The 25,614-nt window shown below is 65.4% G+C and carries 26 protein-coding genes; 5 read left to right on the top strand and 21 right to left on the bottom strand.

Annotation, left to right across the window (positions count from 1 at the left end):
* Positions 1–47: 47 nt before the first annotated feature.
* The 10 genes from Q8814_RS04225 to Q8814_RS04180 form a co-directional block, all read right to left on the bottom strand.
* A complete protein-coding gene (locus Q8814_RS04225) occupies positions 48–524 on the bottom strand; it encodes a hypothetical protein (protein WP_330150762.1) in 477 nt (158 codons plus the stop codon).
* 217 nt (positions 525–741) lie between these two features.
* Positions 742–2,277 (bottom strand): acyl-CoA synthetase, encoded by a 1,536-nt coding sequence (locus Q8814_RS04220; protein ID WP_330150761.1) that lies wholly within the window; start codon positions 2,275–2,277, stop codon positions 742–744.
* A 117-nt stretch (positions 2,278–2,394) separates the two neighbouring features.
* Positions 2,395–3,624: a CaiB/BaiF CoA transferase family protein gene (locus Q8814_RS04215; protein WP_330150760.1), complete on the bottom strand. Its 1,230-nt coding sequence runs from the start codon at positions 3,622–3,624 to the stop codon at positions 2,395–2,397.
* A gap of 51 nt (positions 3,625–3,675) precedes the next feature.
* Positions 3,676–5,343: a thiolase C-terminal domain-containing protein gene (locus Q8814_RS04210; RefSeq protein WP_330150759.1), complete on the bottom strand. Its 1,668-nt coding sequence runs from the start codon at positions 5,341–5,343 to the stop codon at positions 3,676–3,678.
* A 21-nt stretch (positions 5,344–5,364) separates the two neighbouring features.
* On the bottom strand, positions 5,365–5,607 hold the full coding sequence (locus Q8814_RS04205) for a hypothetical protein (protein ID WP_330150758.1): 243 nt from the start codon (positions 5,605–5,607) through the stop codon (positions 5,365–5,367).
* A gap of 43 nt (positions 5,608–5,650) precedes the next feature.
* Complete coding sequence (locus tag Q8814_RS04200; RefSeq protein WP_330150757.1) at positions 5,651–6,829, bottom strand: amidohydrolase family protein; 1,179 nt, start codon at positions 6,827–6,829, stop codon at positions 5,651–5,653.
* Between the two features lie 53 nt (positions 6,830–6,882).
* Positions 6,883–8,103: a cytochrome P450 gene (locus Q8814_RS04195; RefSeq protein ID WP_330150756.1), complete on the bottom strand. Its 1,221-nt coding sequence runs from the start codon at positions 8,101–8,103 to the stop codon at positions 6,883–6,885.
* 57 nt (positions 8,104–8,160) lie between these two features.
* Positions 8,161–9,627 carry an aldehyde dehydrogenase family protein gene (locus Q8814_RS04190; protein ID WP_330150755.1) on the bottom strand — a complete coding sequence of 489 codons (1,467 nt, stop codon included), beginning with the start codon at positions 9,625–9,627 and terminating at the stop codon, positions 8,161–8,163.
* Between the two features lie 30 nt (positions 9,628–9,657).
* Complete coding sequence (locus tag Q8814_RS04185) at positions 9,658–10,518, bottom strand: mycofactocin-coupled SDR family oxidoreductase (protein ID WP_330150754.1); 861 nt, start codon at positions 10,516–10,518, stop codon at positions 9,658–9,660.
* Positions 10,519–10,646: 128 nt separating this feature from the next.
* Entirely contained in the window at positions 10,647–10,835 is a 189-nt protein-coding gene (locus tag Q8814_RS04180; RefSeq protein ID WP_330150753.1) for a ferredoxin, read from the bottom strand.
* A 246-nt stretch (positions 10,836–11,081) separates the two neighbouring features.
* Between Q8814_RS04180 and Q8814_RS04175 the strand changes: the two genes are divergently transcribed.
* The gene (locus Q8814_RS04175; RefSeq protein ID WP_330150752.1) at positions 11,082–11,816 is read left to right on the top strand and encodes a TetR/AcrR family transcriptional regulator; all 735 of its coding nucleotides are present in this window, start codon (positions 11,082–11,084) and stop codon (positions 11,814–11,816) included.
* 26 nt (positions 11,817–11,842) lie between these two features.
* Here Q8814_RS04175 and Q8814_RS04170 read toward each other — a convergent pair whose 3' ends face one another.
* From Q8814_RS04170 to Q8814_RS04120, 11 genes are all read right to left on the bottom strand, one after another.
* Entirely contained in the window at positions 11,843–12,772 is a 930-nt protein-coding gene (locus tag Q8814_RS04170; protein ID WP_330150751.1) for a DUF7065 domain-containing protein, read from the bottom strand.
* 111 nt (positions 12,773–12,883) lie between these two features.
* The gene (locus Q8814_RS04165) at positions 12,884–13,663 is read right to left on the bottom strand and encodes a maleylpyruvate isomerase family mycothiol-dependent enzyme (RefSeq protein WP_330150750.1); all 780 of its coding nucleotides are present in this window, start codon (positions 13,661–13,663) and stop codon (positions 12,884–12,886) included.
* A gap of 123 nt (positions 13,664–13,786) precedes the next feature.
* Positions 13,787–14,575 (bottom strand): SDR family NAD(P)-dependent oxidoreductase, encoded by a 789-nt coding sequence (locus Q8814_RS04160; protein ID WP_330150749.1) that lies wholly within the window; start codon positions 14,573–14,575, stop codon positions 13,787–13,789.
* Positions 14,576–14,585: 10 nt separating this feature from the next.
* A complete protein-coding gene (locus Q8814_RS04155) occupies positions 14,586–15,428 on the bottom strand; it encodes an enoyl-CoA hydratase/isomerase family protein (RefSeq protein WP_330150748.1) in 843 nt (280 codons plus the stop codon).
* Positions 15,425–15,829 (bottom strand): PaaI family thioesterase, encoded by a 405-nt coding sequence (locus Q8814_RS04150; RefSeq protein ID WP_330150747.1) that lies wholly within the window; start codon positions 15,827–15,829, stop codon positions 15,425–15,427. Before Q8814_RS04150 ends, Q8814_RS04155 begins: the two co-directional genes overlap by 4 nt.
* Complete coding sequence (locus Q8814_RS04145; RefSeq protein ID WP_330150746.1) at positions 15,826–16,818, bottom strand: NAD(P)H-dependent flavin oxidoreductase; 993 nt, start codon at positions 16,816–16,818, stop codon at positions 15,826–15,828. Before Q8814_RS04145 ends, Q8814_RS04150 begins: the two co-directional genes overlap by 4 nt.
* A complete protein-coding gene (locus tag Q8814_RS04140) occupies positions 16,815–18,473 on the bottom strand; it encodes an AMP-binding protein (RefSeq protein ID WP_330150745.1) in 1,659 nt (552 codons plus the stop codon). The genes Q8814_RS04145 and Q8814_RS04140 overlap by 4 nt, the downstream gene beginning before the upstream one ends.
* 40 nt (positions 18,474–18,513) lie before the next feature.
* Positions 18,514–19,329, bottom strand: a complete 816-nt coding sequence (locus tag Q8814_RS04135; protein WP_330150744.1) for an enoyl-CoA hydratase-related protein — start codon at positions 19,327–19,329, stop codon at positions 18,514–18,516.
* On the bottom strand, positions 19,326–20,060 hold the full coding sequence (locus Q8814_RS04130; protein ID WP_330150742.1) for a tyrosine-protein phosphatase: 735 nt from the start codon (positions 20,058–20,060) through the stop codon (positions 19,326–19,328). The genes Q8814_RS04135 and Q8814_RS04130 overlap by 4 nt, the downstream gene beginning before the upstream one ends.
* Positions 20,057–20,512 carry a nuclear transport factor 2 family protein gene (locus Q8814_RS04125; protein WP_330150774.1) on the bottom strand — a complete coding sequence of 152 codons (456 nt, stop codon included), beginning with the start codon at positions 20,510–20,512 and terminating at the stop codon, positions 20,057–20,059. Before Q8814_RS04125 ends, Q8814_RS04130 begins: the two co-directional genes overlap by 4 nt.
* A 2-nt stretch (positions 20,513–20,514) precedes the next feature.
* Positions 20,515–21,042 (bottom strand): DoxX family protein, encoded by a 528-nt coding sequence (locus Q8814_RS04120; protein WP_330150741.1) that lies wholly within the window; start codon positions 21,040–21,042, stop codon positions 20,515–20,517.
* Positions 21,043–21,218: 176 nt separating this feature from the next.
* On the opposite strand from Q8814_RS04120, the gene Q8814_RS04115 reads away from it, so the two are divergent.
* The 4 genes from Q8814_RS04115 to Q8814_RS04100 all read left to right on the top strand — a co-directional run bounded on the left by Q8814_RS04115 (position 21,219) and on the right by Q8814_RS04100 (position 25,467).
* Positions 21,219–21,983, top strand: a complete 765-nt coding sequence (locus Q8814_RS04115) for an SDR family NAD(P)-dependent oxidoreductase (RefSeq protein ID WP_330150740.1) — start codon at positions 21,219–21,221, stop codon at positions 21,981–21,983.
* 154 nt (positions 21,984–22,137) lie between these two features.
* Entirely contained in the window at positions 22,138–23,178 is a 1,041-nt protein-coding gene (locus Q8814_RS04110) for a phosphotransferase family protein (RefSeq protein WP_330150739.1), read from the top strand.
* 37 nt (positions 23,179–23,215) lie between these two features.
* On the top strand, positions 23,216–24,445 hold the full coding sequence (locus Q8814_RS04105) for an acyl-CoA dehydrogenase family protein (protein WP_330150738.1): 1,230 nt from the start codon (positions 23,216–23,218) through the stop codon (positions 24,443–24,445).
* A 77-nt stretch (positions 24,446–24,522) separates the two neighbouring features.
* On the top strand, positions 24,523–25,467 hold the full coding sequence (locus Q8814_RS04100; protein WP_330150737.1) for a TetR family transcriptional regulator: 945 nt from the start codon (positions 24,523–24,525) through the stop codon (positions 25,465–25,467).
* Positions 25,468–25,614 lie beyond the last annotated feature (147 nt).

Here is a 25,614-nt window from a genome sequence, read left to right as displayed (position 1 = left end):
GGCGGAAGCAGGACCCGGATCGCCTCAGCTCGCAACGTCTCACAAGTTCATTTAGCGGCATCGACGATGCGACCGGCAGACAGCGCGGACACATCGGATCGGTCTGCGACCTCCTGCTCGATGCCGGTATCGATACCGACCGCTGGACCGGCATCGACATCGCCCACGTCCTCAACCGCGACGGCATCACCTGCGGATTGATCTGGCCGACAGCCGAGGCGATGACCGCGCCGCTGCGGCTGGTGGCCTATCTGCTCGCCCGCCTCGACTGGACCGGCCCGTCCCCGAACGAACGCAAGACCCACGACCGTCAGCAGCGCGGCGAAACCGTTGCCGATGCGGCTCACCGGCTCACCGAGCCCTATCACCGTGTCCGTGCCGCCCACTCGACAGTGCAGAGACCACCGGCGTCCGACGAACATCGACGGGCCATGCTGGAGCAGTTGACAGCAGGGCTTGCGGCGAAGAAAGCGGCTGTTGCGGCCCGTGCTCGATGAAAGGCGCAACGCCCAGTTGGAGCCCATACAGACCAGCACCCGGAAGGTCACGAGCCACGCGCCGACAACCGTGCGACACGCCGAACCCAAATTCTCGGCGCGGCCCGACCGACTCAATCGTCCCGGGACGATCCTTTAGGACGCCGGCGGCACGGCCGCTGCGAACACGTTCAGACCGAGCGGAGAAGTGATGAGTCCGATTTCGCTCCAGCTCTCGAACGCAACCTGGGTAACACGACTGATATCACCGTGCTTCGCTGATGTTCTCGTAGCGGGCAAGCAGCTCGCGCTTGAGGATCTTGCCGCTCGGCAACCGCGGCACCTCATCGAATTCGACCGTGCGCGGCGCCTTGAAATGTGCGAGCTTGTTCCGCGCATTGCCGATCAACTCGGCCGCGAGAGCCTCGTCCGCAACGACACCTTCCGCCGGCGTCACGACCGCGTGCACCCGTTGGCCCATCTCATCGTCGGGCAGCCCGATCACCGCGACGTCGAGAACCGCCGGATGCATCGTGATTGCATCCTCGATCTCCTGCGGATAGATGTTCACCCCACCCGAGAGGATCAGGTCGGTGCGCCGCGCCGACAGGTAGAGGTAGCCGTCCTCGTCCACGTGCCCGAGATCGCCCAGGGTGCTCCAGCCCTTGTCGTTGTACGCGCCGGAGGTCTTGCCCGGGTCGCCGTGGTACTCGAATTTCGGGGTGCCACTCATCCAGATCGTGCCGACCTCGCCCGGACGGAGTTCGTGCCCGGCGTCGTCGCAGATATGCACCTCACCGATGGTCGGCCTGCCCACGGAGCCGCGATGCTCGAGCCACTCCGGCGTGCTGATCATGAAGAAGCCGTTGCCCTCACTGCCCGCGTAGAACTCGAGGATCTTCGGCCCGAGACAGTCTATCATGCTTTCAATGACCTCGGCCGAGCACGGCGCGGCCGCATGGATCACCACGCGCAGGCTCGACACGTCGTACCGGGCCCTCGTCTCGTCCGGGAGTTTGAGCATGCGTACGAACATCGTCGGCACGAGCTGGGAATGGGTCACCCGATACCGGTCGATCGTCGACAGTGCGTCCTCGGCGTCGAACTTTTCCATGACAATCGCGGTGCCGCCGTTGCGGACGGTCCCCATGGACCATGCGAGCGGAGCCGCATGGTAGAGCGGGCCTGGACTCAGATACACCGTATCCGAACCGAATCCGAACCCATCACGCATCGTCGAGTCGATCCTCAGCCCCGATCCGAACCGCGCGCCGGTCAGCTCGGGCAAGATCCCCTTGGGGCGCCCGGTGGTTCCGGACGAATAGAACATGTAATAACCCTCGACCTCGTCGTCGATCGGGGTTTCGGGAAGTGCGGCCACTACATCCGCGAGCCGCTCGGCTCCACTCGGCGACGTGGACCCCACTGTCAGCCTTGCTTCGACAGTGGGGTTTCCGGAAGCGATAACGGAAGCCAGCCGGTCGAGCTGTTCGGAATGGACGAGCAGACGGGCACCGCAGTTCTCCACCACGTACGCCGCTTCGTCGTCGGCGAGATGCCAGTTCACCGGCGTATAGAGAAGCCCGGCCCGCTGTGCGGCCCAGGCGACGGGGAACATGTCCAGGCAGTTTTCCATGAGGATTGCGATATGGTCGCCGACCTGGAGTCCACGCTGCCGAAACAGGTGAGCAATGCGGTTGGACGCGTCGTCGAGTTCGCGGTAGCTCAATGTGGCGCCGCTGCCAGCCATCACGATCGCCGGCTCGCTCTCGTAGATCGCCGCCAGGTCGGTCAGGTTCATCGCCGTCACGGCAATCCCTCCACACGGGCCACCTTCGGGACAGGCGGCAGGAAATACACCCTAACTTAGAACACTTTGTATACTATGTAGCGCGCATCACACAAAGCCCATGGGGCATTAGGTGACGGCACCGGCGATCTTCAGATCGATGAGCTGCTCGTCGTCCAGGCCCATTTCCCTCAGTATTTCGTCGGTGTGCTCGGCGAACTGGGGTGCCCGATGCATCTTCACGGGAGCGTTGTCGAATTTGACCGGACTGGCGACCAGTTTCTGAGGCTTGCCGTCCGCGTCGGTGATCTCGGCGATCCGGCCGTTGGCGATCAGCGCCTCGTCGTGGCCGAGGTCCCAGCCGGTTTGGACGGGTGCCCACTGTCCCGAGATGTCACGGAAGACCCCGAGCCACTCGTCGTAGGGCCGCTCGGCGATCGCCTCGGCGAACCAGCCGCCGATTTCTTCGGAGTGCTCGAAAATCGCCTCCATCGTCGCGAACCGCGGATCGTCGACGAGATCCTTGCGACCCAGCGCGGAAACGAATTCGTTCCAGTAGCGGGTGGGCTGCAGCATCGAGAATTGCAGCCAACGGTTGTCGGATGTGCGGTACGAACCGGTCAGCGGGTTACCTGGAGCGGCAGAGACCCTCTGCACCTTGGGAAGCGGCCCACCCGTGAACAACGCCAGGTTGACCGAGAACTGGGTCGCCCACGCACCCACGGCGAGCAGCGACACGTCCACGACGGACGGTTCGCCGGTGCGCTCGCGGCCGGCGATCGCCGCGGCGATACCCCCGGCGATGGTCATGCCCCCGATGTTGTCGCCGTAGGCACCGGACGGCATGAACGCCATGTGATCGGTATCGGGCGGCATCACGCCGTCGGCGCTGCCCCCACGTGCCCAGAACGCCGTGGCATCGTATGCACCCCTGTCGGCGTCGGGGCCCTCGGACCCGAACCCGTTTCCGGTGACGTAGATGATGTTCGGATTGATGGCGCGGATCTCGTCGAGGGTTAGCTGCAGCTTGGTGAGCGGGCCGGGCAGGTAGTTGGTCAGGAACACGTCACTGTTGCGGACGAGATGCTCGAGAACCGGTCGCGCTTCGGGCTTTGCCAGATCGATGCCGATGCTCCGCTTACTCCGGTTGGGGCCCTCCATGATCGGGGCGAACGACGATCCGGCCTTGTTCGCGTCGAGTCCGAGGACACGGACGAGCCCCCGCTGCGCGTCGCCCGTCTCCGCATGCTCCACCTTGATGATGTCCGCGCCCCAGTCCGCGAGCACTGCTCCGGCTGCGGGAACGAAGGTGAACTGGGCGACCTCGAGGATGCGGATGCCCTCCAGGGGACGGTCCATTACGACTCCTGATCGTGGGTGAGCGAATTAGTGGTCAGGCGTTGCGGGTGGTCAGGCGGTGCGGAGAAGAACGGCCCCCGAGGGCACCCCGCCGCCGGCAGTGACGACAGCGACGTGCGGATCGGCGACCTGCAGTCCCGGGGCCTGTCCCCGGAGTTGAAGCACTGCTTCCCGGAAGAATCCGTAGCCGTGGGTGCGTCCGGCGGAGAGCTGGCCGCCGTGCGGGTTGACCGGAAGCTGCCCGTCGACGGCAATGCCCCGCCCACCGTCGATGAAGTCACGAGCCGCACCGAACTCACAGAAACCCAGTCCCTCGAGCCACGACAGCGCGTTGAACGTGAACCCGTCGTACAGCAGCGCGACGTCGACGTCCTCGGGCCGCAGCTCGGTGCGGCTCCACAGGTGTGCGGCAGGACCGAGGGACTGCGGTAGGTGCGTCAGGGTCCCCTGATCCCACGACAGGTTCTCCAGCATCTGCGTGCCCACCGCCTCCACGAAGACGGGCTTGTGTGGCAGGTCGTCGGCGGTCTCGACGGCGGAGACTATTACCGCGACCGCACCGTCGATCGGGACGTCGCAGTCGTACAACCCGAACGGTGTGGAGACGATCCGGGCGTTCAGGTAGTCATCCATCGAGAACGGATCCCGATAGACCGCTTCGGGGTTCGCTGATGCGTTGGCGCGCGTGTTGACCGCGATCGCACCGAGCGCATCCTTGGCGTCACCGTAGCGGTGGAAGTAGTGCGACGCTTGGCACGCGATCCAGTTGGCGGCCGATATCGCACCGAACGGGTGCCGGAACTCGAGCATGCCCGCGGCGCGGCCGACGCCGGTGTCCCACCTTCCGGACCGCATCAACTCGGCGTGGCTCGACTCCCACACAGTGCGGAAGCACAGAACGTGCCGGCACAGTCCCGATGCAACGGCAAGCATCGCCGCGATGATCGACCCGTTCTGCCCGGGCAGGTCGCCGCCACCGTTGACCCAGGTCGGCCGGATCCGCAGCGACTGCTCGACGGGCATGATGCCGCCCTCTGTCATGCCACCGACGGCGACACCCGGATAGGTGGACAGACCGTCGATGTCCTCGACGGACAGACCGGTGTCCGCGATCGCCTGCAGGCACGCGTCGACCGTCAGGGTCAGGGGGTCGACCATGAGCCGCCGGCCGAGTCTGGATTGCCCGACCCCCGTGATCGCGACACGGTCTTCGAACTTCTTCGACGACACCGGCGGTCGCAGCCGGGACCGGTAGTTCTCGGGTTCGGGCAGTGGGCCGGCCGTGCCGTCGGCGTCCGGATCCGGTTCGAAAAGGGGCAGCCAAATCTCCGGATCGACCTGTTCGAACACGACCCGAACCTCGGTACCCACCGACACGTCGGTGGGCTCGCACCCGACGATGTTGGTCGTCAGGCGGACGCTTGGATCTTCCTCGAGCGCAACGATCGCAATGACATACGGCGGCGGAAGATTCGGTAGCCATTGCTGCACATTGATCGTCACGCCGACCACGACGGCGCGACCCGAGACCGGCTGCAGCGACAGGTCGCGTCCACCGCAGTCCGGACACAGCACCGTCGTCGGATGCATTCGCTTACTGCAGTCGCCGCACTGGGAAACTCGCAGGACACCGTCCGCTCCCGAGGCCCAGAACCCGGCGGTCGCCAAAGTCGGCTGCGGCAGCGGCCTACCCGTGTCGACGACGGTACTTCGGCTCACATGTCCTCCATAGCTGGTGCATCAGAACTTCACGGAATTCGGTGCGTCGACGCGTTTCCGGACTTCGAGCATCGCGGCCAGGCGCCGTTCCATGTCGGCGCGAGTCATGAGAATGTCCTCACCACTCTCGCCTCGATCGAGTCGCGCAAGGCGGCCTCGTTCGGCGGCGATCTCTTCGTCCAGCAGCTCGCCGGCCAGGCCCCTGGTGAGCAGGTCCTGGTCGACCCAGTCGTCCTCGGGTAGCTGTTCGATCGGTTCGGCCATATCGATCCTTCGGAAGGTGAAAGTTCCTGCCTCTGCCTTCAATTCAGGGACGAGGGAAATTGAGCAGCCGGCGAGCGTTCAACTCGACCATCTTATGCACGTCCTCGTCGGGAACATCGAGCATCGCATCGTGCACGCGTTTGCGGCTGTTCGGCCAGTTCGAATCGGAATGGGGGTAATCGCATTCCCAGGTGATGTTGTCGATTCCCACGCTGTGCCGATTGTCCACACCGAACCGGTCGTCGATGAAGCACCCGAAAATGTGCTCGGCGAATAGTTCCGACGGCTTCGCGGACTGATCGATGTTCTGATAGAACCGGTGTTTCTCCCACGTCAGGTCCATCCGTTCGAGCAGGTACGGCGCCCAGCCGATCCCCCCTTCGGACATCATCACCTTCAGATTCGGGTGATTGTGAAAGACGGGGGAGAACAGCAGATCGGCCGTCGCGTACATGGAGTTACACCCGAACAAGGCGATCATCACCGCCATCGGCGCCTCGGGAGCCGTGATCGGCGCCTGACCGGAGGTCCCGAAGTGCATGCACAACGGCATGCCGGCATCTTCCGCTGCCGAGAACACCGGGTCCCAATGATCGGTGTAGAACGAGGGCAATCCCAGCGGCACCGGATTCTCCGGGAAGGAAATAGCTTTCGCGCCCTCGGCCGCTGTCCGTTGGATCTCCTGGACGCATTCCTCCACCGACCACAACGGCAGGATCACGATCGGAATCAACCGGTCAGGTGCCGCCGCGCACCATTCGTCGAGCATGTGGTCGTTCCATGCCTTCACACACAGCAGGGCGAGTTCCTTGTCCTCGGCTTCGAGGAACACTGTTCCCGCGAACCGGGGAAACGAGGGGAACGACAACCCTGCCTGGACACCGTCGATGTCCATGTCCAGCAGCCGTGCCCGCGAGTCGTAACAACCCGGGAGCATATCTTCGTAACGAGTGGGTTCGACGCCGTACTGCTCCGGCTTCTTACCCGCGACCGCGTTCAGGCCGATGTACGGGTAGATCCGCCCCTCGTACTCCCACACTTCTGCCAACCGTGTCCCGACAGGAGCACCGGGAATGGGGAAAAGACCACTCGGCATGGACTTTTCGATGATCTTCGGACCGATATCGAGAAACTTCGACGGCAGCCGGTCCGACCACAACCGCGGATGTTCGATCAAATGATCGTCGGTCGAAATCAAATGCATGTGATCCTGCAGCGGCATAATTCGCCTCCGGGTCGAAGGGGTGTGCTGGTGTGATGCGGCAGCGAGCCGGACTAGCGGTCCCACTCGAGGGGAAGAGAAGTCAGCCCGAGCTGACCACCGGTTTCGACGAGCTCCGCGTCCGGAGCCAGCCGGTACTCCGGAATACGCTTGTGCCACTCCTCGAGTGCGATGCGCAGCTCGCGCCGCGCCAGGTGCGAACCGAGGCACCGGTGCGGTCCCGCACCGAACGCGATGTGATTGTTGGGAGTCCGCGTGATGTCGACTTCGGTACCGTTCTCGAAGGCGGCCTCGTCGCGGGTTGCCGCGGCGATAGCGAAGTTCACCATGTCGCCGGCCTTCATCGGGCAGCCCAGTAACTCGGTGTCTTTCATGACCTTTCGCGCCGGCACGACGATGGCGTACGCCCGCAGAATTTCTTCAAGCGCACCCGGGATCAGGTCAGGATCTTCGACGATGCGCGCACGGTCTTCGGGATGCGTCGCGAAGTGGTAGAACGCCCAGCCGAGCGTCACCGACACGGTGTCGAGGCCGGCCATGAACATCAGCAGGCAGAACGAGAGCAGGTCCTCGTCGCTCACCGGCTTGCCGTCGATTTCGAAGGTGAGTGCCCTGCTCACGATGTCGTCCTGGGGCTCGGCGCGCCGCTCGGCGATGACCGAGAAGAACCGTCCCATCACGGCTTGCATCGCCGCGATCTGGCCTGCCTCGCGCGCTTCGAGATCATCGCCGGAGGCATGGAGAATCGCGTTTTCCCACTCCATGAACTGCGGCAGCTCCTCGACCGGGAGTCCCATCAGTTCCAAGAAGATCGAGGTCGGGAACTGCTGCGCGAACTCGGCCATGAATTCGGTCGCGCCCCCGCCCTTCGCCTGGATCGCCTCGACGAGCTCGATCGCGCGCTCCCGGACCTTCCCGTCGAGCTTTTCGGTAGTTTTCGGGGAGAACAACGGCCCGAGCTGCTTACGCCACTGCAGGTGCTCGTCGCCGTCGAGCATCTCCGGAATCCACTTGAACGGCGGATTGGGATCGAGCGGAGTGACGACGCTGTTCGAAAACGTCTCCGCGTCCTGCATAACCGCGAGAATGCCCTCGTAGTTGGCGACGGTATAGAAGCCCGGACCGAACTCGTTCCGGAAAATCGGTGATTTCTCGCGGAACTCGTCGTACCGGGCGAACCACGTGCCGACGGGCTGGTACTCGGTGTAGTTGAAGTTGTGCACGGGGCAGGTGCCCGCGGCGGGCTTCGTCCCGGTGGGTTCTGTCTGAGTCATGGAAAGTCCTTACGGTCTGAATCGCTCGCGGTGGAGGTCGACGAAGAGCACCCCGCGTCAACCGCGGGCAGCACTCCAAGTGATGGCTTTGGTCTGCAGGTATTCTTCGAGGCCGGCCTCGCCCCATTCCCGACCCAGACCGGACTGCTTGTATCCGCCGAACGGCACGTGCGGGGTGACTCCCCCGCCACCGCCGTTGATCGACACCATGCCGGTGCGGATCCGCTTGGCGATACCCAGGGCTCGTACGGGATCGGCGGCGAAGACACTGCCGCCGAGGCCGAAGTCGCTGTCGTTGGCGAGGCGCACCGCGTGGTCGTCGTCGTCGAACGGGATGATGACGCCGACCGGGCCGAAGAACTCCTTCTGAGCGATGTCCATCGAATTGTCGACGTCGACGAACAGGGTCGGTTCGACAAAGAATCCCTTGTCGAGGGCCGGACGGCCGCCGCCGAAGGCCACCTTCGCACCCTGTTCGATGCCGGTGGCGATGAGCGATTCGACCTTGCTGCGCTGGGCTTCGCTGATCAACGGGCCCATGACGGTGTCCGGTTCCGCAGGATCGCCGACCTTGACGTGGGCAAGTCCTGCGGTGACGGCCGCGACGAGTTCGTCGTACCGGGAGCGATGCACGAGCGTCCGGGTGAAGAGCGCACAGCCCTGTCCCGCATGGGTGATCATGTTCCCGATTACAGAGGGGACGACGGCAGCGAGATCGGCGTCCTCACAGATGATGTTCGCGGACTTGCCGCCGAGCTCGAGAACCACCTTCTTCAGGCTCGGTGCGGCCTGCTCGTAGACGAGTCGGCCGACGGTGTCGGAGCCGGTGAAGCTCACGAGATCGACCTTCGGGTTCGTGGTCAGCTCCCGGCCGGCGTCGGTGTCGCCGGTGACGATGTTGAGTACGCCGGCGGGAAGTCCTGCTTCGTCGGCGATCTCACCGAGGACGAAGGCTTCGAGCGGTGTGGTCGGGGCCGGCTTGAGTACGACGGTGCAGCCTGCGGCGAGGGCCGGGGCCAGCTTCATGACATTGAGAAACAGTGGGAAGTTGTACGCCGAGATGAGCACCGCAACCCCGGCCGGCTCGCGGACAACGATGCCCTGGCCGATTCCGTCGCCCACTGTCGGCAGTACACCGCGCTCGAACTGGTATGTCGGCAGGATGCGGTCGGCCATGTCGCGGAAGTGCTGCAGCGGGATCCCTACCTGCAGGTATTCCGCCAGCATCCGGGTCGAGCCGGACTCCGCGATGTTCAGCTCGACGAGTTCGGCGCGGCGCTTGTCCATCGCGTCGGCCATCCGCAGCAGCACCTGGGCGCGCTCGCGGGGTGACATCGTCGGCCACGGACCCTCGTCGAAGGCGCGTCGTGCGGCGTCGATGGCCCGGGTCACTTCTCCGACGGTGGCCTGCGGGACGCGGCCGATCACTTCCTCCGTCGCCGGATTGAGGACGTCGAGGACGACCTCCGATTCGCTGTCGACCCATTTGCCGTCGATGTACAGCCGAGAGGTGTTCTGTGCCAAGGGATTCTCCGAACTCTGGATGGAAGTCGATCAGAAGGAGGGTTGCTGGGGGCGGTTGCGGACGTAGCCGCCGGCGTCGACGCGCATCTGCATGCCGGTGACGTACCGCGACGCATCGGACAGTAGGTACAGCACCATCTCGGCGATGTCCTCGGGCTCGACGTACGGAACGCCCATACCGGTCATCACGGGGAAGACGGGTTCCGCATCCTCGCGCGTCGGCGACTCGAGATCCGGACGGAACTGCCGGTACATGATCTCGCTGTGGAGCATGGGTGTGTTGACGTTGGTCGGGTGCACGGCGTTCACTCGAATACCTTTGGGCCCGACCACCACTGCCAGGTCGTTCACGAAGGCGGCGATCGATCGCTTGGCGAGCGAATACCCGAGACCACCGGCCCCGGTCGTCGGATTGTCGGTGGAACCCGGCAGCAGAGCTGCGAGGCTGCCGGTCGCGACGATCGAACCGCCGTCGGCCAGATGCGGGAGGGCTGCCTCGACCGCGTTGACGACGCCGACGAAGTCGATCGTGAATGCGTCAAGGAAGGCCTGCGGGTCGTCGGTTCCGAGCGGGCAGATGCCGGCTTGTGCGACGACGCCGTCGATGCGGCCGAACTCGGCGACTCCGGCCTCGACCGCAGCGGTCAGGGCCTGACGGTCGCGCACATCGGCGATTGTGGAAAGCATGCGGCCTCCCGCCGCTTCGACCAGACGTACGGTCTCGGCGAGATCGTCCGGCGTGGCCATCGAGTAGGCGTTGGTCTTGATGTCCTCGCAGAAATCGACGCCGACGATGTTCGCGCCCTCCTCGGCGAGCCGCACGGCGTGCGCGCGGCCCTGCCCGCGGGCAACGCCCGTAATGAAGACGACCTTGTCCTGTACACGTCCCATAGTTGTTGTCCTTGTTTCGAATTCGGCGGTGGGGAGAGCTGGGAGTACTGCGGTTCGAGAGCCTCTCCAGCCGCATGTGTGCAGCCGGAGAGGACGGTGGCGTGTGCCGGGAGGGATACGACTACGATTCAGTGGATGGAGATGGCGTGCTCGGGGCACGCCGCAATTCCGGCGGTGATTCCGTCGTCGACCGGTTCCTCGACCTCGCGGTCGAGCGGGACGGCATAGCCCAAGTCATCGATATCGAACACGTCGGGGGCCACCGCATAGCAGCGGGCATGTCCGGAGCATTTGGAGGTGTCGACCGTGAGCTTCATTGGATCCTGCCGTTTCGACGTGGGCGGCACGTGCATGCAGAGGAGCAAGAAGCACGAACCGCAACAATCCGACTCATCGTGAGACTCAGACCCTGCTCGATCGCAAGGTTTGAGATTTTCTGCGACGATCGTAGCGAGGATCGCCCGCTTTGTCGAGACCTATGTCACATCGATAGATAGGTGGTGTCGGCAATCACGCCACGGCCCGACACAGCACTGCAACCGTCCCGGCGTTAGAGTGACCGCATGCCGTCGCAGACACCCGACTCATTGCCCGCCTGCGATGAGAGCGTCCGAACGCGACTCGTGCGAGCCGCCGACGAAGAGATGCAGATCCAGGGGACCACTGCGGTGACGATGGCAGCAGTAGCCGAGCGTGCGGGTGTGTCCCGCGCGACCGCGTTCCGTCAGCTCGGCAACACACCCCGCATGATCATCTTGGTCGGCATCCACCGGGCCCGGAACCATATCGCTCGCACCCGCGAGATCATCGCAGCGCAACGCGACATCTTCGCGAAGATGGAAGAAGTCCTGGTGTACACGACGCGGGAGCTGCCCGAAGACCCTGTCATCAGGGCGTTGGTCGCGCAGCGCTCGGCCGCTGTGCTGGACGAGGACATCCGGTCGCTGACCGACGAGATCACCGGTCCGGTCCTGCTCGCGGGTCAAGCGGCCGGCGTCGTCCGCACCGACATCCCCATCAGGGAGATGATCGACTTCCTCCTCGAACAGACCTACCTTGCGGCGGAATATCCGGACCGATCCGAAAAGACCGCGCGTCATCGGTTCCGAACGTTCGTCGCGCCCGCTCTACGACCCCAACCCGCGGCCCACACCGCGGCCGGAACGCCTGGGCACCCCAATGCGGAACTCGAGCAGGCTCTCTCTGCGGCCGCCGACGCAATAGCTACCGCTCGCGACGCGGCAGTACGTATTCGTTGCCGCCTCGACGGAATCGACGAGCGGTTCGGCGACCTCTGATCACACTCCGCGAGGCGGCGACTGGTTCACCCCCGGTTCGAACGCGCCTGCCGGAAGAGGTCGATCGACCACACGTCCTGGTCTTCCCCGTAGACGGTCCGGCCGTCGATCTCGAACTCGATCAACGTGTTGATGCACACGCTGGTTGCACCGGGCAGAATCATCCGGCTGCGGGCCGTCCCGGTGGCGACGATCTCGGCACCGTGCTCGTCGATCACCGCGATCTCGAGCCTCTCCACCCAGGCACGAGCCGGATCGCGCACCACCTTCCGCTCACCGCGCACCAGACGTGAGACCTCGTCGCCGCGACGGATGTACCCCGAATGCACGTTGTCGGTCGCGTCGGTCGGCACCGAATAGGTCAGCAGGCTGCACTCGGGGTCGGTCAGCCAGGTGTATCCCACGCGCCCGTATCCGCGCTCGGTGCGCGGACCCCACGACCGGTCTCGCATTGCACAGCACTCGACCTCGATCCGTTCACCATCGAGAATCACGTGCCCGGTGACCCGGCCGGTCTGGTCGTAGTGCGATGCCTCCGGATAGGGCGGGGTTCCTCGGAGAAGCGCAACAGGACGTTCGAATCCGCGGAACGACAGCTCGACGTCGATACGCTTACGGTCGTTGTAGCGGAGGTTGTAAGCCATACCCGGCTCGACCACGTCGATCGTTGCGCCAGTCGGGCTGATCAGTCTCGGCCCGTCGAAGGTCGGCAGTTTCAGTGCCGAGAAACCCTCGTAGAAGGGCAGATCCCACGGCTCCACCGCTGTGTCGTCCCAGAGCCACAGCCCGCCGTGCGTTATTCCCGCGTTCTGCCGGACCCCGACATAGATCCAGGCGCCGATGTTGCGTTCCGGAACGAAGAACGAGAACCAGAACGTCTCGTTCTCGTAGAAGTTGTCGGAGACGGGGTGCAGGTAATCGTCGGACTCGACAAAACCGATTTCCTCTGAGGTCATGGTACGCCTTTCACGTTGCAGTCCTACACATAATCAAATGAAGATCGCTGTGCCGCCGTCGATCTCAAAGTCCTGACACATTCCGGCACCGAACCGACCGCCCTCGGCAGGTCAGACGCGAACCGCATCGAGCATCGCGCGCGCGATGGTCGCATCCCCGAAGACCCGCACCGATTCGAGAGGCCGCCGGTTCCACAACGTCAGCAGCAGGTCCGCCGCTGGGCCGCGCAGCGCCACATCACCTTTCGTGTGCTCACCCGTTACCCGCACGCCGTCTTCGGTGAACGTGATAGACCATTCCGCATCCGGGGTGTCGGTGCCGTGCACATGGACCGTCCGACCCCGCAGTTCGTCCGGTACCCCGACTGTTCCGGGCGCACCCGGATCCCCCACGATGCGCGCGAGCGCAAAACTCAGCCATTCGTCGACACCATCGGCCGCGACTGCCGGATCGAGTGGGTCGGGTTCGGGGCCACCCGCCGCATGCACAGCGTCGGCCGCGTCGATCCGATGCACCGTCGTCTCATGCGCCTGACGTCGCGCCCACCATCCGACAGTCCCCGAGCCCACGAACGCGGGACGCGGTGTGGCGGGATCCAGATGGGCGAATTCGGTCAACAGCCCATCGAGCACGGTTCGGTACTCGGTGAGACAGTCCGGCCCGTGAGACATCCTGCTCTTCGGGCGGATGTCACCGATCGGGGTACTCGGCTCCGACTGCAGCACAGCTGTCGCCCACGAGTGCACTCTGCCGACATGCCGGACGACGTGCTCGAGCGTCCATCCCGGGCAGGACGGTACCGCCGCGGTGAGCATGTCGGCAGGCATCGCAGCGATACGCTCACCCTCGACGCGTAGAACGGAAACGAACTGCGCGTGTGCAACGGACACCGGGGCATTCATACGATCACCATAGCCGCCCTACGTAGATGGCGAAATACCAAAGCAGCCAAAAGAACTGGACCGGACGACAAGCATGACGCTCGCCGATGCGGTCACACCGTCCCAGTCCGGCTATTCCCTCGGGACGCCCGGAACACCACCGTGCACCTCGATGCGCTGGCCGGTGACCTGATGTGCGCGATCCGAGACCAGGAACTCCACCGTCTCGGCCACGTCCTCCGGGCGCGTGACCCGCCCGAACGGCATCCGCGCGTCGAGCTCGGCCGCGTCCGCGGCGCCGGTCACGGCACGGGCCAGACGGTCGCCCATCTCGGTGGCGATGAGTCCGGGCGCCACGATGTTCACTCGAATGCCGTTGCGCGCCTCTTCGGCTGCGACGGTCCTGCCGAGTGCTTCGAGCGCCACCTTGCCGATCGTGTACGGCGCGTTGCCGGGAAGCATGGTGGCCGCTGCTGTGCTGGAGATGAGAACCACAGAGGCACGATCGGATTTGCGCAACAGCGGGATTGTCGCCGAGAGCAGGTGGAACGCACCGAAGGCGTGCACCCCGACCACGCGGGTCATCTCCGCCGGATCCGTGTCGGCCACGGCCTTTCCGCGACTGGCGATCCCGGCATTGTGGACCAGCGCATCGATGCGTCCGAAATCGGCCGACACCTGCTCGACCCGCTCCGTGACGGCGGCCGCGTCCGCCACATCGCACCGATACATCCGGCACCGCACACCGGTCGACTCCACTTCGGACCGAGTTTTCTCTGCGGCTTCGTCGTCCCGGGCATACAGGCCGGCGACCGCAAATCCTTCCCCCGCAAGACGCAGGGCGATCGCCCGACCGGTTCCGCGACCCGCACCGCTGATCAGGACAACGGGGGCGTCGGCCTTCGCAGCCTCATTTCTCATGGACACCATCTCATCGGCTCTCGTAGCCGGGGGCGCACTTTTCCACGAAGGCGGTTATCGCCTCCGATTGGTCAGCGGTCAGCGAGGTGAGCGCCTGTTGCCGGTTCTCGAATTCGACAGCAGTATCGAACGAGGGCATCTCGAGTGAGAGCCACATGCCGCGCTTGGTCAGCGCCAGAGACAACGGAGGCGCCGCAAGAAGGTCGTCGAGACACCGCGTAACACGTTCGGTCAGTTCCGAATCGGATACGACATCGGACAGCAGCCCGATCCGAAGCGCTTCGTCGGCGTCGAACTTCCTGGCCGTGAGCATCAATTCGTGCGCGCGGCCGGCACCGACGATCCGCGGCAGCAGCCACGACGTACCGATATCGCAGCCCGAGAACCCGACCTTGATGAACGACACTGCGAATACAGCGCTTCGGGATGCGATACGTACGTCACTTGCGCACACGAGGGCGAAGCCTCCACCGGCCGCCGGTCCGTTGACGGCTGCGACGAACACCTGCGGCAGTCGCCGGATCTTCTGCACCAGCGAGGCGATGTCCTCCTGGCGCGCCAGCGTCCGATGCACCGCACCGGAATGCTCGGTGCCGGGTACGTCACCGTATCCGTCGAGGTCGAGTCCTGCGCAGAAGCCCCGGCCGGCGCCCGTCAGCACAACGATGCGGGTCGACCGGTCGGATGCAAGCGCGTCGAACTCCCGGTGCAGCGTCGCAACAAGCTCGAGATCCAATGCATTGAGCTTGTCCGGGCGGTTCATCCGCAGGACCTTGACCCCTTCACGCGGATGTTCGATCGACAGCACGTCGGTCATGGTTGCCTCGGTTCCGTGACTGGTTGGTGATTTCATCGGGGCTCCAGATTCGCCAGTCGCACGTTTCCGCGGGCCACGAGCCGGCCGTCGGATCCGACGATCTCGACCTGCCACAGCTGCTGGGTCCGGCCGCGGTGGAACGGAGTCGCCTCAGCCCGGAGCACGCTTCCCGCGCCCACCGCGCGAATGAAGTCCGTCGAGTTGTTCACCCCCACGACGCTGCGTCCCGGACCCGAGAAATAGTGACCTGCCCCGATACTCGCCAAGGTCTCGATGATCGCGCAGTGCACGCCACCGTGAACGATGCCCGCAGGCTGTAGGTGTCCCTCGGCGATCTCGATCGTGGCGACGGCGCGGTCGGCCGTGACTTCGGTCAGCGTCATACCCAGACGTGCGTTGAAGCCGCTGAGTGTGGATGGTTGCGGGACATCTGTCATGACTGCTTCTCTTTCTCCCGCGACACCGATGCGGCGAGCGCGGTACGCCAGTTGCCCGCTTCGCGGGCCGAGTCGAACTCGTGCACCAGCCGGTCGACCACCCCGGCCACGGGCGGAACATCGTGGATCAACCCGGTCGAATGACCGCCGCTGAACACCGTCTTCCACGGTTTCACACCGGCAGGCAGGTTCGGGCGGTGTTTGGCCAGAGGTTTCGGCAGTTCGGCGGGGTCGAGCCCGTTCGCGGCGATCGACGGCGCGAGGAAGCTCGCGGGCAGTCCCGCAATCGCGTCGGTGAACACCACGTCCTCGCTGCGTGAATTCACGAGCATGCCCTTGTGGTCGTCGACCGTGCCCGATTCGAGTGTCGCGATGAATCGCGTACCCATCACTACGAGGTCGGCTCCGAGTGCGAGCGCCGCCGCGATACCGTTGCCGTCCGCGATACCGCCGGCCAGCATGATGGGCCCGTCGAACATGCGGCGCACCTGGGGCAGGAAGGCGAACGGCGACAACGTGCCCGCGTGTCCCCCGGCTCCCGCGCACACGAGCATGAGTCCGTCGACACCGGCCTCGATCGCTTTCTCGGCGTGTCGGATGGTCGTCACGTCATGGAACACCGTGCCGCCCCAGCCGTGCGCGGCGTCGACGACCTCTTTCGGATCCCCCATGTTGGTGAGGATCAGTGGCGCCTCGTATTTCGCGACGGTCGCGAGCGCACGGTCGCGCTTGTCCTTGTCGAGTGCAGACGACGCGAGCATGTTGACACAGAACGGCGCGAACGGCTCGCCACGGTCGATGCTGTCGCGCTCGGCAGCGCGGATGGCGCCGAGCCAGTCGTCGAGTGTCTCTGGTGCCCGCGGGTTCGCGGACGGAAATGCGCCGATGACACCTGCGCGGCACGCGGCGATCACCAGATCGAGATTCGAGACGATGAACATGGGTGCCGCCATGACCGGCAGCCGCAGATCCTGCCAGCGCACGCTCATCGGTTGCCGCCCTTCGGGAAATGCTCGGCCCGGAGCTCGGCCTTGCGAATCTTACCGAGCGCCGTACGCGGCAGCGCGTCGACAATGGCGAGTCGCTCGGGCGTCTTCTGTTTCGCCAGGCCGGATTTCGCGAAGTGCTCGCGAATACTGTCGAGATCGATCTCGGCCCCGGGCACCGGGACGACCACCGCGGCGACGACTTCTCCGTATCGAGAGTCGGGCGCCGCGACAATCGCGGCTTCGGCAACCGCCGGGTGCGCGGCGAGTACATCCTCGAGCTGGCCCGACGAGATGGTCTCCCCCGCACGGATCACCACGTCTTTGATGCGGTCGGTGATCGTGAGCCGTCCGTCGGCGTCGAGGTGGCCGAGGTCGCCGGTGCGCATCCAGCCGTCGGCGGTGAACGCCGATGCGTTGAGACTCGCGTCACGGTAGCCGACGAACTGGTCGGGACCGCGGGTGACGACTTCACCGTCGACTCCGGTGGGGGTGTCGGCGCCGCTTTCGTCGACGATACGTACCCGCACTCCGGGCAGCGGCGAACCGTCGGTACCGAGACGCGCAGCCTCCGGGTCGGTGGTGGAGCCTGCAGTGATAGTGGGTTGTTCGGTCGACCCGTAGCACCGGTATGTACTGATGCCGACGTCGGCGGCGCGGCGGACCAGGTCCTCGGGCACCGTCGCTGCTCCGATCAGGAATTCACGCAGCGTCGCAAGTCTTTCGGTCACGTCGCCGAGGTCGAGCATGCCGGTGAGGTGGAAGGGGGTGCCCGACGTCGCGGTGACACGATGCCGAGCGATCAACTCGACCGCCAGGGCGGGGTCCCACACGTCCATGTAGACCGTGTTCTGCCCGTGCAGCAGCGGACGCAGCACGCTGCCGACACCCGCGATGTGTCCGGGCGGGAACGACACGAGCTGAACCGCATCCTCACCCGCGCCCAGATACTGCGGTGCCGACTGTTGCTCGGCGAGCAGCGAATTGTGACTGTGCTGCACGCCTTTCGGAGCAGAGGTGGTGCCGGAGGTGTAGATCAGCAACGCGACGTCGTCGGCGTGCACAGCGGGTCGTGTGTACTCCGCAGTGGAGGTGACGAGGTCGGCCCACGCCGACGCACCGGCGGGAACGGAATCACCGACCACCACCACGTGTTCGAGCGTGGAAATGTCGGCGTATGCGGCGACGCGGTCGCCGTAATCGATCGAACGCCAGCGATCGGGCTGGACGAGGATCTTGGCGCCCGACTGTTCGAGGATGAACCGGACCTCGTTCGGTCCGTAGATGTGCACGATCGGCACGAGGACCGCGCCGGCAAGCAGGACCGCTTCGTAGGCGATCGACGCTTCGATCCTGTTGGACAGCTGCACCGCGACCGAGTCGCCCGCGCGGACACCACGATTCTGCAGTGCCGCGGCGACGCGCTGGGCGAGCGTGTGGATCTCACCGACCGTCGTAACAAGTTGTGCGCCTTCGACTCCGGCGTAGACGACGGTTGCCGACGCCCCCGTCACGCAGCTCTCAGCGAGCACATCGGGCCACGTGCGGTCGCTGTAGAAGCCCTCGCGGTACCACTGGTCGCGCAGCGCTGCGGGATCGTAAGTGGTGATGTCGGATACTGTCATCTCGGGAGCCTTCGTTCTGGTGGTCGACGTCATGCGGATACTGTGGTCGCGCGGATACTGCAACGAAATGGAGTTACCTTCCCTGCCACACGGGTCGTCGTTTTTCGGCGAACGCGCGGGGGCCTTCCTTCGCGTCCTCGGTGGCCCGGTTCGCGGCCACCTCGATCAGATTCCGTTCCCACGCATCGCTTTCGGTGACGAACTCGCGGCCGACGATACCCGCCACCATCCGCTTGGTGGCCTGCACCGCGAGCGGAGCCTGTCGGCCGATGACCTCGGCCATAGTGAGTGCTTCGTCGAGGGCACGACCGGGCGGCACCACACGGTTGACGAGCCCCCACGAGCGTGCCTCCTCCGCCGTGAAGCGGCGGCCGAGCAACAGGAGTTCCATGGCGATCGGCCGGGGAAGCCACGCAGGGAGCCGCACTGCCGCGCCGGACGATGCGACGAGACCGTTCCCGACCTCGGGGAGGGAGAACACGGCGTTCTCCTCGGCGACGACGAGGTCGCACGTGAGGACGATTTGAGCGCCACCACCGACCGCAAAACCATTGACCGCGGCGATGATCGGCTTGTCGATGGGGTGCCGGCACACTCCCCCGAAACCCCATGCCTCCTTGACCGGGTCGGCAGGTTCGAGGGACTGCCCTTCGGACATCGCCACGAGGTCGCCGCCACCACAGAACGCCTGGTCGCCGGCGCCGGTGAGGATCACGACCCGCACCTGTGGGTCGTGGTGGGCGCATTCGAGGGCGTCGCCGATCTGTTCGGCCATGTCCGCGTTCATCGCGTTGCGGGCGTGAGGCCTGTTCAGCGTGATGACGAGGACCCCGTCGCGGAGTTCGGTCAGCACCGCCGGTGCCACGACATCGGTTCGTGTCGGGGTCATGCTTTCTGTCCTTCCGAATCGCCGGTTGCCGGCGCAGCGACTCCGTGCAGCCGAGCCCGCCAGGTGTCGAGGTGGGCGGGGTTTGCGCCGTGATCGAGCATCCACTGTGCCGGTCCCCCGGGCGCCGACGTGAGTTGCTCGACGATCGGGGTGATCGCGTCGGCGGGTGCGCGCAGGAACTGCTCGGCGAGCGGCGGGGAATTGCGGGTACGGATACCGACATCGAGCCACCGGTCGATGAGGTCGAACAGTGCCTCTTCGCTGCGGACGTAGTCGTCGACGACGGCGTCCGGTTCGACACCGGCCGCGAGCAACAGCACAGCGACGAGGACGCCCGTGCGGTCCTTGCCGGCCGTGCAGTGCAGCAGGACGGGACCGTCGGGTTCGGCGACGAGCGCGAGGATTTCCCCCGCGCGGGTTTCGTTGTAGTGCAGCATGCGCGCGTAGAGCGACTGCAGATCGACCGGTCGGGCACCGGGGGCCGCCGAATCGAACAACGGCATGTTGTGCACCACCGTGCCGTCAGGCCAGCCATACGCGAATCGGTCGCGTTCGGTGTCACCGCGCAGATCGACGACGGCGCTCGGCGGCCAGGATTCGAGTTCCGGAAGCACCGAGTCGCCCGGGTAGGGGGCGTCGCCTCGGTACAGAACCCCGTGTGCGGTCACGCCGCCGTCGACGAGCGGCAGTCCGCCCACGTCACGGATGTTGACGAATCCGCGTGCGGTCACTGTGACCACCGGGCCGCGAGGAACGAACCGGGCGCCGTGGTGTCGACTGCCACGAAGCGGTGCGCGATGAGCCAGCGGTCACCGTCCGGGACGAACGCGTCCCGGTATCTGCCCCAGTGGTCCGCGCCGTCCGGGCCGAACACCACGAAGTAGGCACGGGTGTCGATGCGGTCGGGCGTGATTGCGTCGAACGTCAGATTGGCGACGAAGTGGCGCTGGAAGAACCTCGCTCCCGAGGTGGTCCGTGGCGCATCCGCAGGGGTCGCGCCTTCACCGAGCATGTCGACGATCGCGCTCCGGCCCGTCGCGCTGGACCGGCCCTTGACCTCGAGTGTGCCGTCGGGTGTGAAGCAGTCGGCGAGCTCGGTGAGCTTCCCGCCGTCGCCGGCGTGCGTGCATCGGGCGACCGTGTCGCGGACGGATTCGCGGGCGTGCAGCTCGAGGAAATCCATTGTCACGACGCGGTCACCGACTCGCCCCTCCGCTTCGGTGCGGGCCGGTAGCACGTCCCGAGCAGGAGGCCGGCCGCGGCCAGGCCGCCGATGAGCGCGATTGCGCCGCCGACCCAGCCGTCGAGCAGGTTGTCGCCGAAAATCAGGTGATCGAGGCTTGCGCTACCGGCGCCCATGATCGCGACGACCACTGCTCCCCCGGCGAGGACGAGGTTGTACTCCCAGCCGTCGGCGGCCACGAAGAAGCCCTTGCCTCGGTGCACGGTCCACGCGGCGACGAACATGAGGGAGACGAATCCGGCGGCCGCAAATGGGGTGAGCAGGCCCAGCGCGAGCGCGATACCCGCGCCGACCTCGGTGAGCGCGGCCAGCCACGCGTGCACCTTGCCGGGCCGCATACCCATGCCGTCGAACCATCCGGCCGTGCCGGGGATGCGGCCGCCGCGGAAAAGCTTGCCGTATCCGTGCGCCGCCATCGTCAACCCCAGCAGCACTCGGAGTATCACCAGGCCGGTGTCGATCGTGTCCACTTCAGCTCCGTTTCCCTCGACATGGTCGCTCGCGGACGGATGTGTTGCCGGTGCCACACCAATCCCGCTACACAAGTATTACCTGTATAACTAGGTCGTCGGCAAGGGTAGCCGTTTCGGTCCTGCGAGCACTACCTGTTTGTCGTTATCTTTTACGAACGAAAGGTCACCCTTCCATGGATCTCACCAACGCGTCTGCCGCGGTCACCGGCGGCGCCTCCGGCCTCGGACGGGCAACCGCCGAAGCATTCATCGCGCGGGGTGTCCCGACCGTCATCATCGACCTGCCGTCCTCCGACGGTGAGACCGTAGCCAAGGAACTCGGCGAACTCGCGACATTCGCGCCCGCCGACGTCCGCGACGCGGATGCCGTCGACGCCGCACTCGCCGAGGCCGAGAAGAAGGCCCCGCTTCGCGCCGTCGTGCACTGCGCCGGCCGTGGCGGCAAGCTGCGCCTCGTCGAAAAGGACGGCACGCCCGGCAGTCTCGAGCTCTACCAGGAGGTCGTCGACATCAACCTGGTCGGCAGCTTCAACGTGCTACGCCTGGCCGCGGCCCGCATGGTCAAGAACGAAGAAGTCGGCGGCGAACGCGGCATCGTCATCATGACCGCGTCCGTGGCAGCGTTCGAAGGCCAGATCGGCCAGGCTCCCTACGCCTCCGCAAAGGCCGGCATCGTGGGACTGACCCTCGTCGGCGCACGCGATCTCGCGCGCAAGCTCGTTCGCGTCGTCACGATCGCGCCCGGCACGTTCGAGACACCGATCCTGAACAACCTCTCCGACAAGGTCCGCGAATCCCTCGCGGCTCAGGTCCCGCACCCGTCACGTCTGGGCGTCCCGGCCGAGTACGCCAAATTGGCCCTGTCGATCGTCGACAATGCCATGATCAACGGCGAAACCATCCGGATCGACGGCGCAATTCGCATGGGCCCCGTGTAGTTCCGACATCCTGCTCGAACAGAGACGAGGCCGGCCGGTGATCGCAACCGGCCGGCCTCTTTCGTCTTCTGCCGGACGGTGATAATGTTTACACCGAACGATCGTTCGGTTTGCTGAGTCCCTCCGAAAGGTATCCCGATGACCACTGAAGTCGATGACCACTGAAATCGACGTGTGCGCGCTGACGAAGTATCTCGGTGGCGCACTCGACGGTGGCGTGAGTGGCGAGCTGACCGTCTCGCTGATCAGCGGTGGTCGCTCGAATCCCACCTATCGCGTCGCCGACACCGACCGGACGTGGGTTCTGCGACGTCCCCCGTACGGGCACGTCCTGCCGAGCGCACATGACATGAAGCGCGAGTTCACGGTGATCAAGGGACTCGCCGACTCGGCGGTCCCGGTACCCGACACGGTGCTGCTGTGCGAAGACACCGATGTTCTCGGCGCACCGTTCTACCTCATGGAGTTCATCGACGGAGTGCCCGTCGGGACGGTCGAGCAGGCATCGGACCTGACCTCGGACGAACGTCACCGACTCGGCTTCGACCTGGTCGACACCCTGGCCGTGCTGCACGGCGTCGACCCGGACGCCGTCGGCCTCGGCTCGTTCGGTCGCCCCGACGGCTATCTGGAACGCCAGCTCGGCCGCTGGGAACGGCAATGGGAAGCCTCACGCACCACCCATCGCCCCGAGGTGTCCGTGCTGCTCGACAAGCTCCGCCGCGCGCTGCCCACCTCGCACTTCCCGGGCATCGTCCACGGTGACGTCAAACTCGACAACGTCCTCGCGTCCCGGGACGACAAGGGGAAGATCGTCGCGGTACTGGACTGGGAAATGGCCACGCTCGGTGACACCCTCGCGGACGTCGGAATCATGTTGAGCTTCTGGGACCAACCCGGCACGATCGACAACCCGATCACCGAGGGTCTCGCTCGGCTCGACGGATTCCCCACCCGCACAGAGCTTCTCGACCGGTACATCACACAGCGTGGCATCGAGATTCCCGATGTCGACTGGTACACGGTGTTCGCCGACTTCAAGATCGCCGTCATCCTCGAGGGCATCAACGCCCGGCACGCGCAGGGCGGCACCGTCGGTGACGGCTTCGACGACATCGCCGACATGGTCGGCCCGCTGCTGCAACGCGCCCTCGAACTCGCCGCAACCTCGTCGGTCACCGAACTTCGCCGCTGAGCGCGGCCCCACCATCGAACCGGATCGGAGCACGGAAGTGGATTTCGAGTACGGCCCGAAAGTCCTCGGACTGCAAGAAAAAGTGTCGGCGTTCATTCAGGAACGGGTGCTGCCCGCCGAGGCGATCGCCGAGGAGCAACTCGCGTCCAAACCGGACCACTGGGGTGCGCCGCCGATCATGGCCGACCTCAAGGCCGCCGCAAAGCGCCAGGGCCTGTGGAATCTCTTCCTCCCCGCCCGCGAGGGTGCGGGGCTGACCAACCTCGAGTACGCACCCCTCGCCGAGCTCACCGGCTGGAGTCCGCTGATCGCCCCCGAGGCGTTCAACTGTTCCCCACCCGACACCGGAAACATGGAACTGTTGCACCTCTACGGCACCGACGCGCAGAAGAAGGAGTGGCTCGCCCCGCTTCTCGACGGCGAGATCCGGTCGTGCTTCTCCATGACCGAACCCGACGTCGCGAGTTCCGACGCCAACAACGTCCGGCTCGAGATCGCCGAGGACGGCGACGAATGGGTGCTCACCGGCCGCAAATGGTGGTCCACCGCGGCACTGCGCGACGACTGCCGGGTGGCCATGGTCATGGGTGTCACCGACCCCGACGCCACGGTCGGCAGCCGCCACAGCATCGTCCTCGTCCCCATCGACACCCCCGGATTGAACATCGTCCGGTCCACCACTGTTCTCGGCTTCACCGACCGCCACGAGGGCGGCCACGGCGAGATCGTCTTCGACAGCGTTCGTGTTCCCAAGGAAAATCTTCTCGGACCTCGGGGCAAGGGATTCGCGGTTGCGCAGGCTCGCCTCGGTCCCGGACGAATCCACCACTGCATGCGCTTGATCGGCATGGCCGAGCGCGCGATTGCATTGATGACCGAACGCGCCCGCACACGTGTCGCGTTCGGGCGGCCCCTCGCCGACGAGGGTGTGGTGCAGGCGACCGTCGCCGACGCCCGCATCCGACTCGACGCCGCGCGCCTGATGGTGCTGCGAGCTGCCTGGCGAATGGATGTCGAGGGCACCAAGGATGCCCGGCACGACATCGCGGCCGCCAAAGTGCTGGTGCCGCTCACGGTCAAGCAGATCATCGACGACGCGATGCAGATCTTCGGCGGCGCCGGGCTGTCGCAGGACACCATTCTGCCCGTGCTCTACGCACAGGCCCGTTTCCTCCAGATCGCCGACGGACCCGACCAGGTGCACCGTCGCTCGCTCGCCCGCGCCGAGTTCGCCGCGACGCCGGTATTGAAGGAAGTCCGAGGGTAGGCAGCGGAGTTGACGCCGGAGTCCACCCACGGACTGGCTATGTTTAGAATTTCTGAACGCAGGGAGAGTGGGTGGACATGGCGATCAGCGACGAAAGGCCTCGGCCGGCAGACGCGATTCTGGGGGCGCAGATACGCGCGGCGCGAATGTCGCGGCAGACCAGTCTCCGCGCGCTGTCGCGCGCACTCGGCGTCAGCCCGGCCACGATCAGCCAGATCGAGAACGGCAACACCGGACTCAGCGTCGTTCGACTCGGCCGGATAGCCGAAGCCCTGAATCTGGACGTGTCGCACATCCTCGCGATCGACGTCGACCCGGTGAATCCGAAACTCCCGCTCGCGCCGCCGTCGCCGAGACCACCCGCCCAACCTCGAAGCGCTGTCGAGCCGACGGGATCCGACTGGCGCACCTACGCGCCCCTGAATTTCGACCCCGTCCTTCAGGCGGCGCTCGACGAATTCGTCGCAATCGGCTATCACGGCGCGAACATGCGGAGCATTGCCGCTCGCTGCGGGTTGTCCGTCGCGGGGATCTACCACCACTACACGAGCAAGCAACAGATGCTGGTGACCCTCCTCGAATACGCTATGACCGACCTGCACCAACGGAGTGAAGCCGCGCGGGACGAGGGACGTAGTCCGGTCGAGCGATTCAGCCTGCTCATCGAAAACCTCACGCTGTACCACACGCACCGCAGAGAACTCGGCTTCGTCGGAGCGAGTGAGATGCGCAGCTTCGATGCCGAAAACCGGATCACGATCGCCGACAAGCGCAGTGTTCAGCAGCGCATGATCGACGTGGAAGTCGAAGCCGCAGTTCGCGAAGGCCGCTTCCGCGCTGATCATCCTTACGAGGCATCACGAGCTGTCGTCACCATGTGCACCGCACTGCCCACGTGGTGGCGTCCCGACGGACCGTTGAGCCCGGAACAGGTAGCAGAACACTATGTCGGGTTCGCGCTCGACCTCATGCGGTGCGCGTCATCGGAGGAACGGCCAGTACGCGTATCTGAAGATCGGTAGGCAACCTGAAGATGTCATCTGCGGTGAAGATGCCCGCAATGTGGCCGCGCATCTCATGTCCGGACCGACGAAAGCGCAATCGTCCTTCACGCTCTGAGCGCGGGTAGACCGGCGCGATTACATTCGAAGCCACCACGACGCACCTTT

Origin of the sequence: Rhodococcus chondri (assembly GCF_036327435.1) — a bacterium.
Classification (GTDB): Bacteria; Actinomycetota; Actinomycetes; order Mycobacteriales; family Mycobacteriaceae; genus Rhodococcus; species Rhodococcus chondri.
Note: the sequence above shows the minus strand (reverse complement) of the source record. Positions and strands in the feature narration are given on the sequence as shown.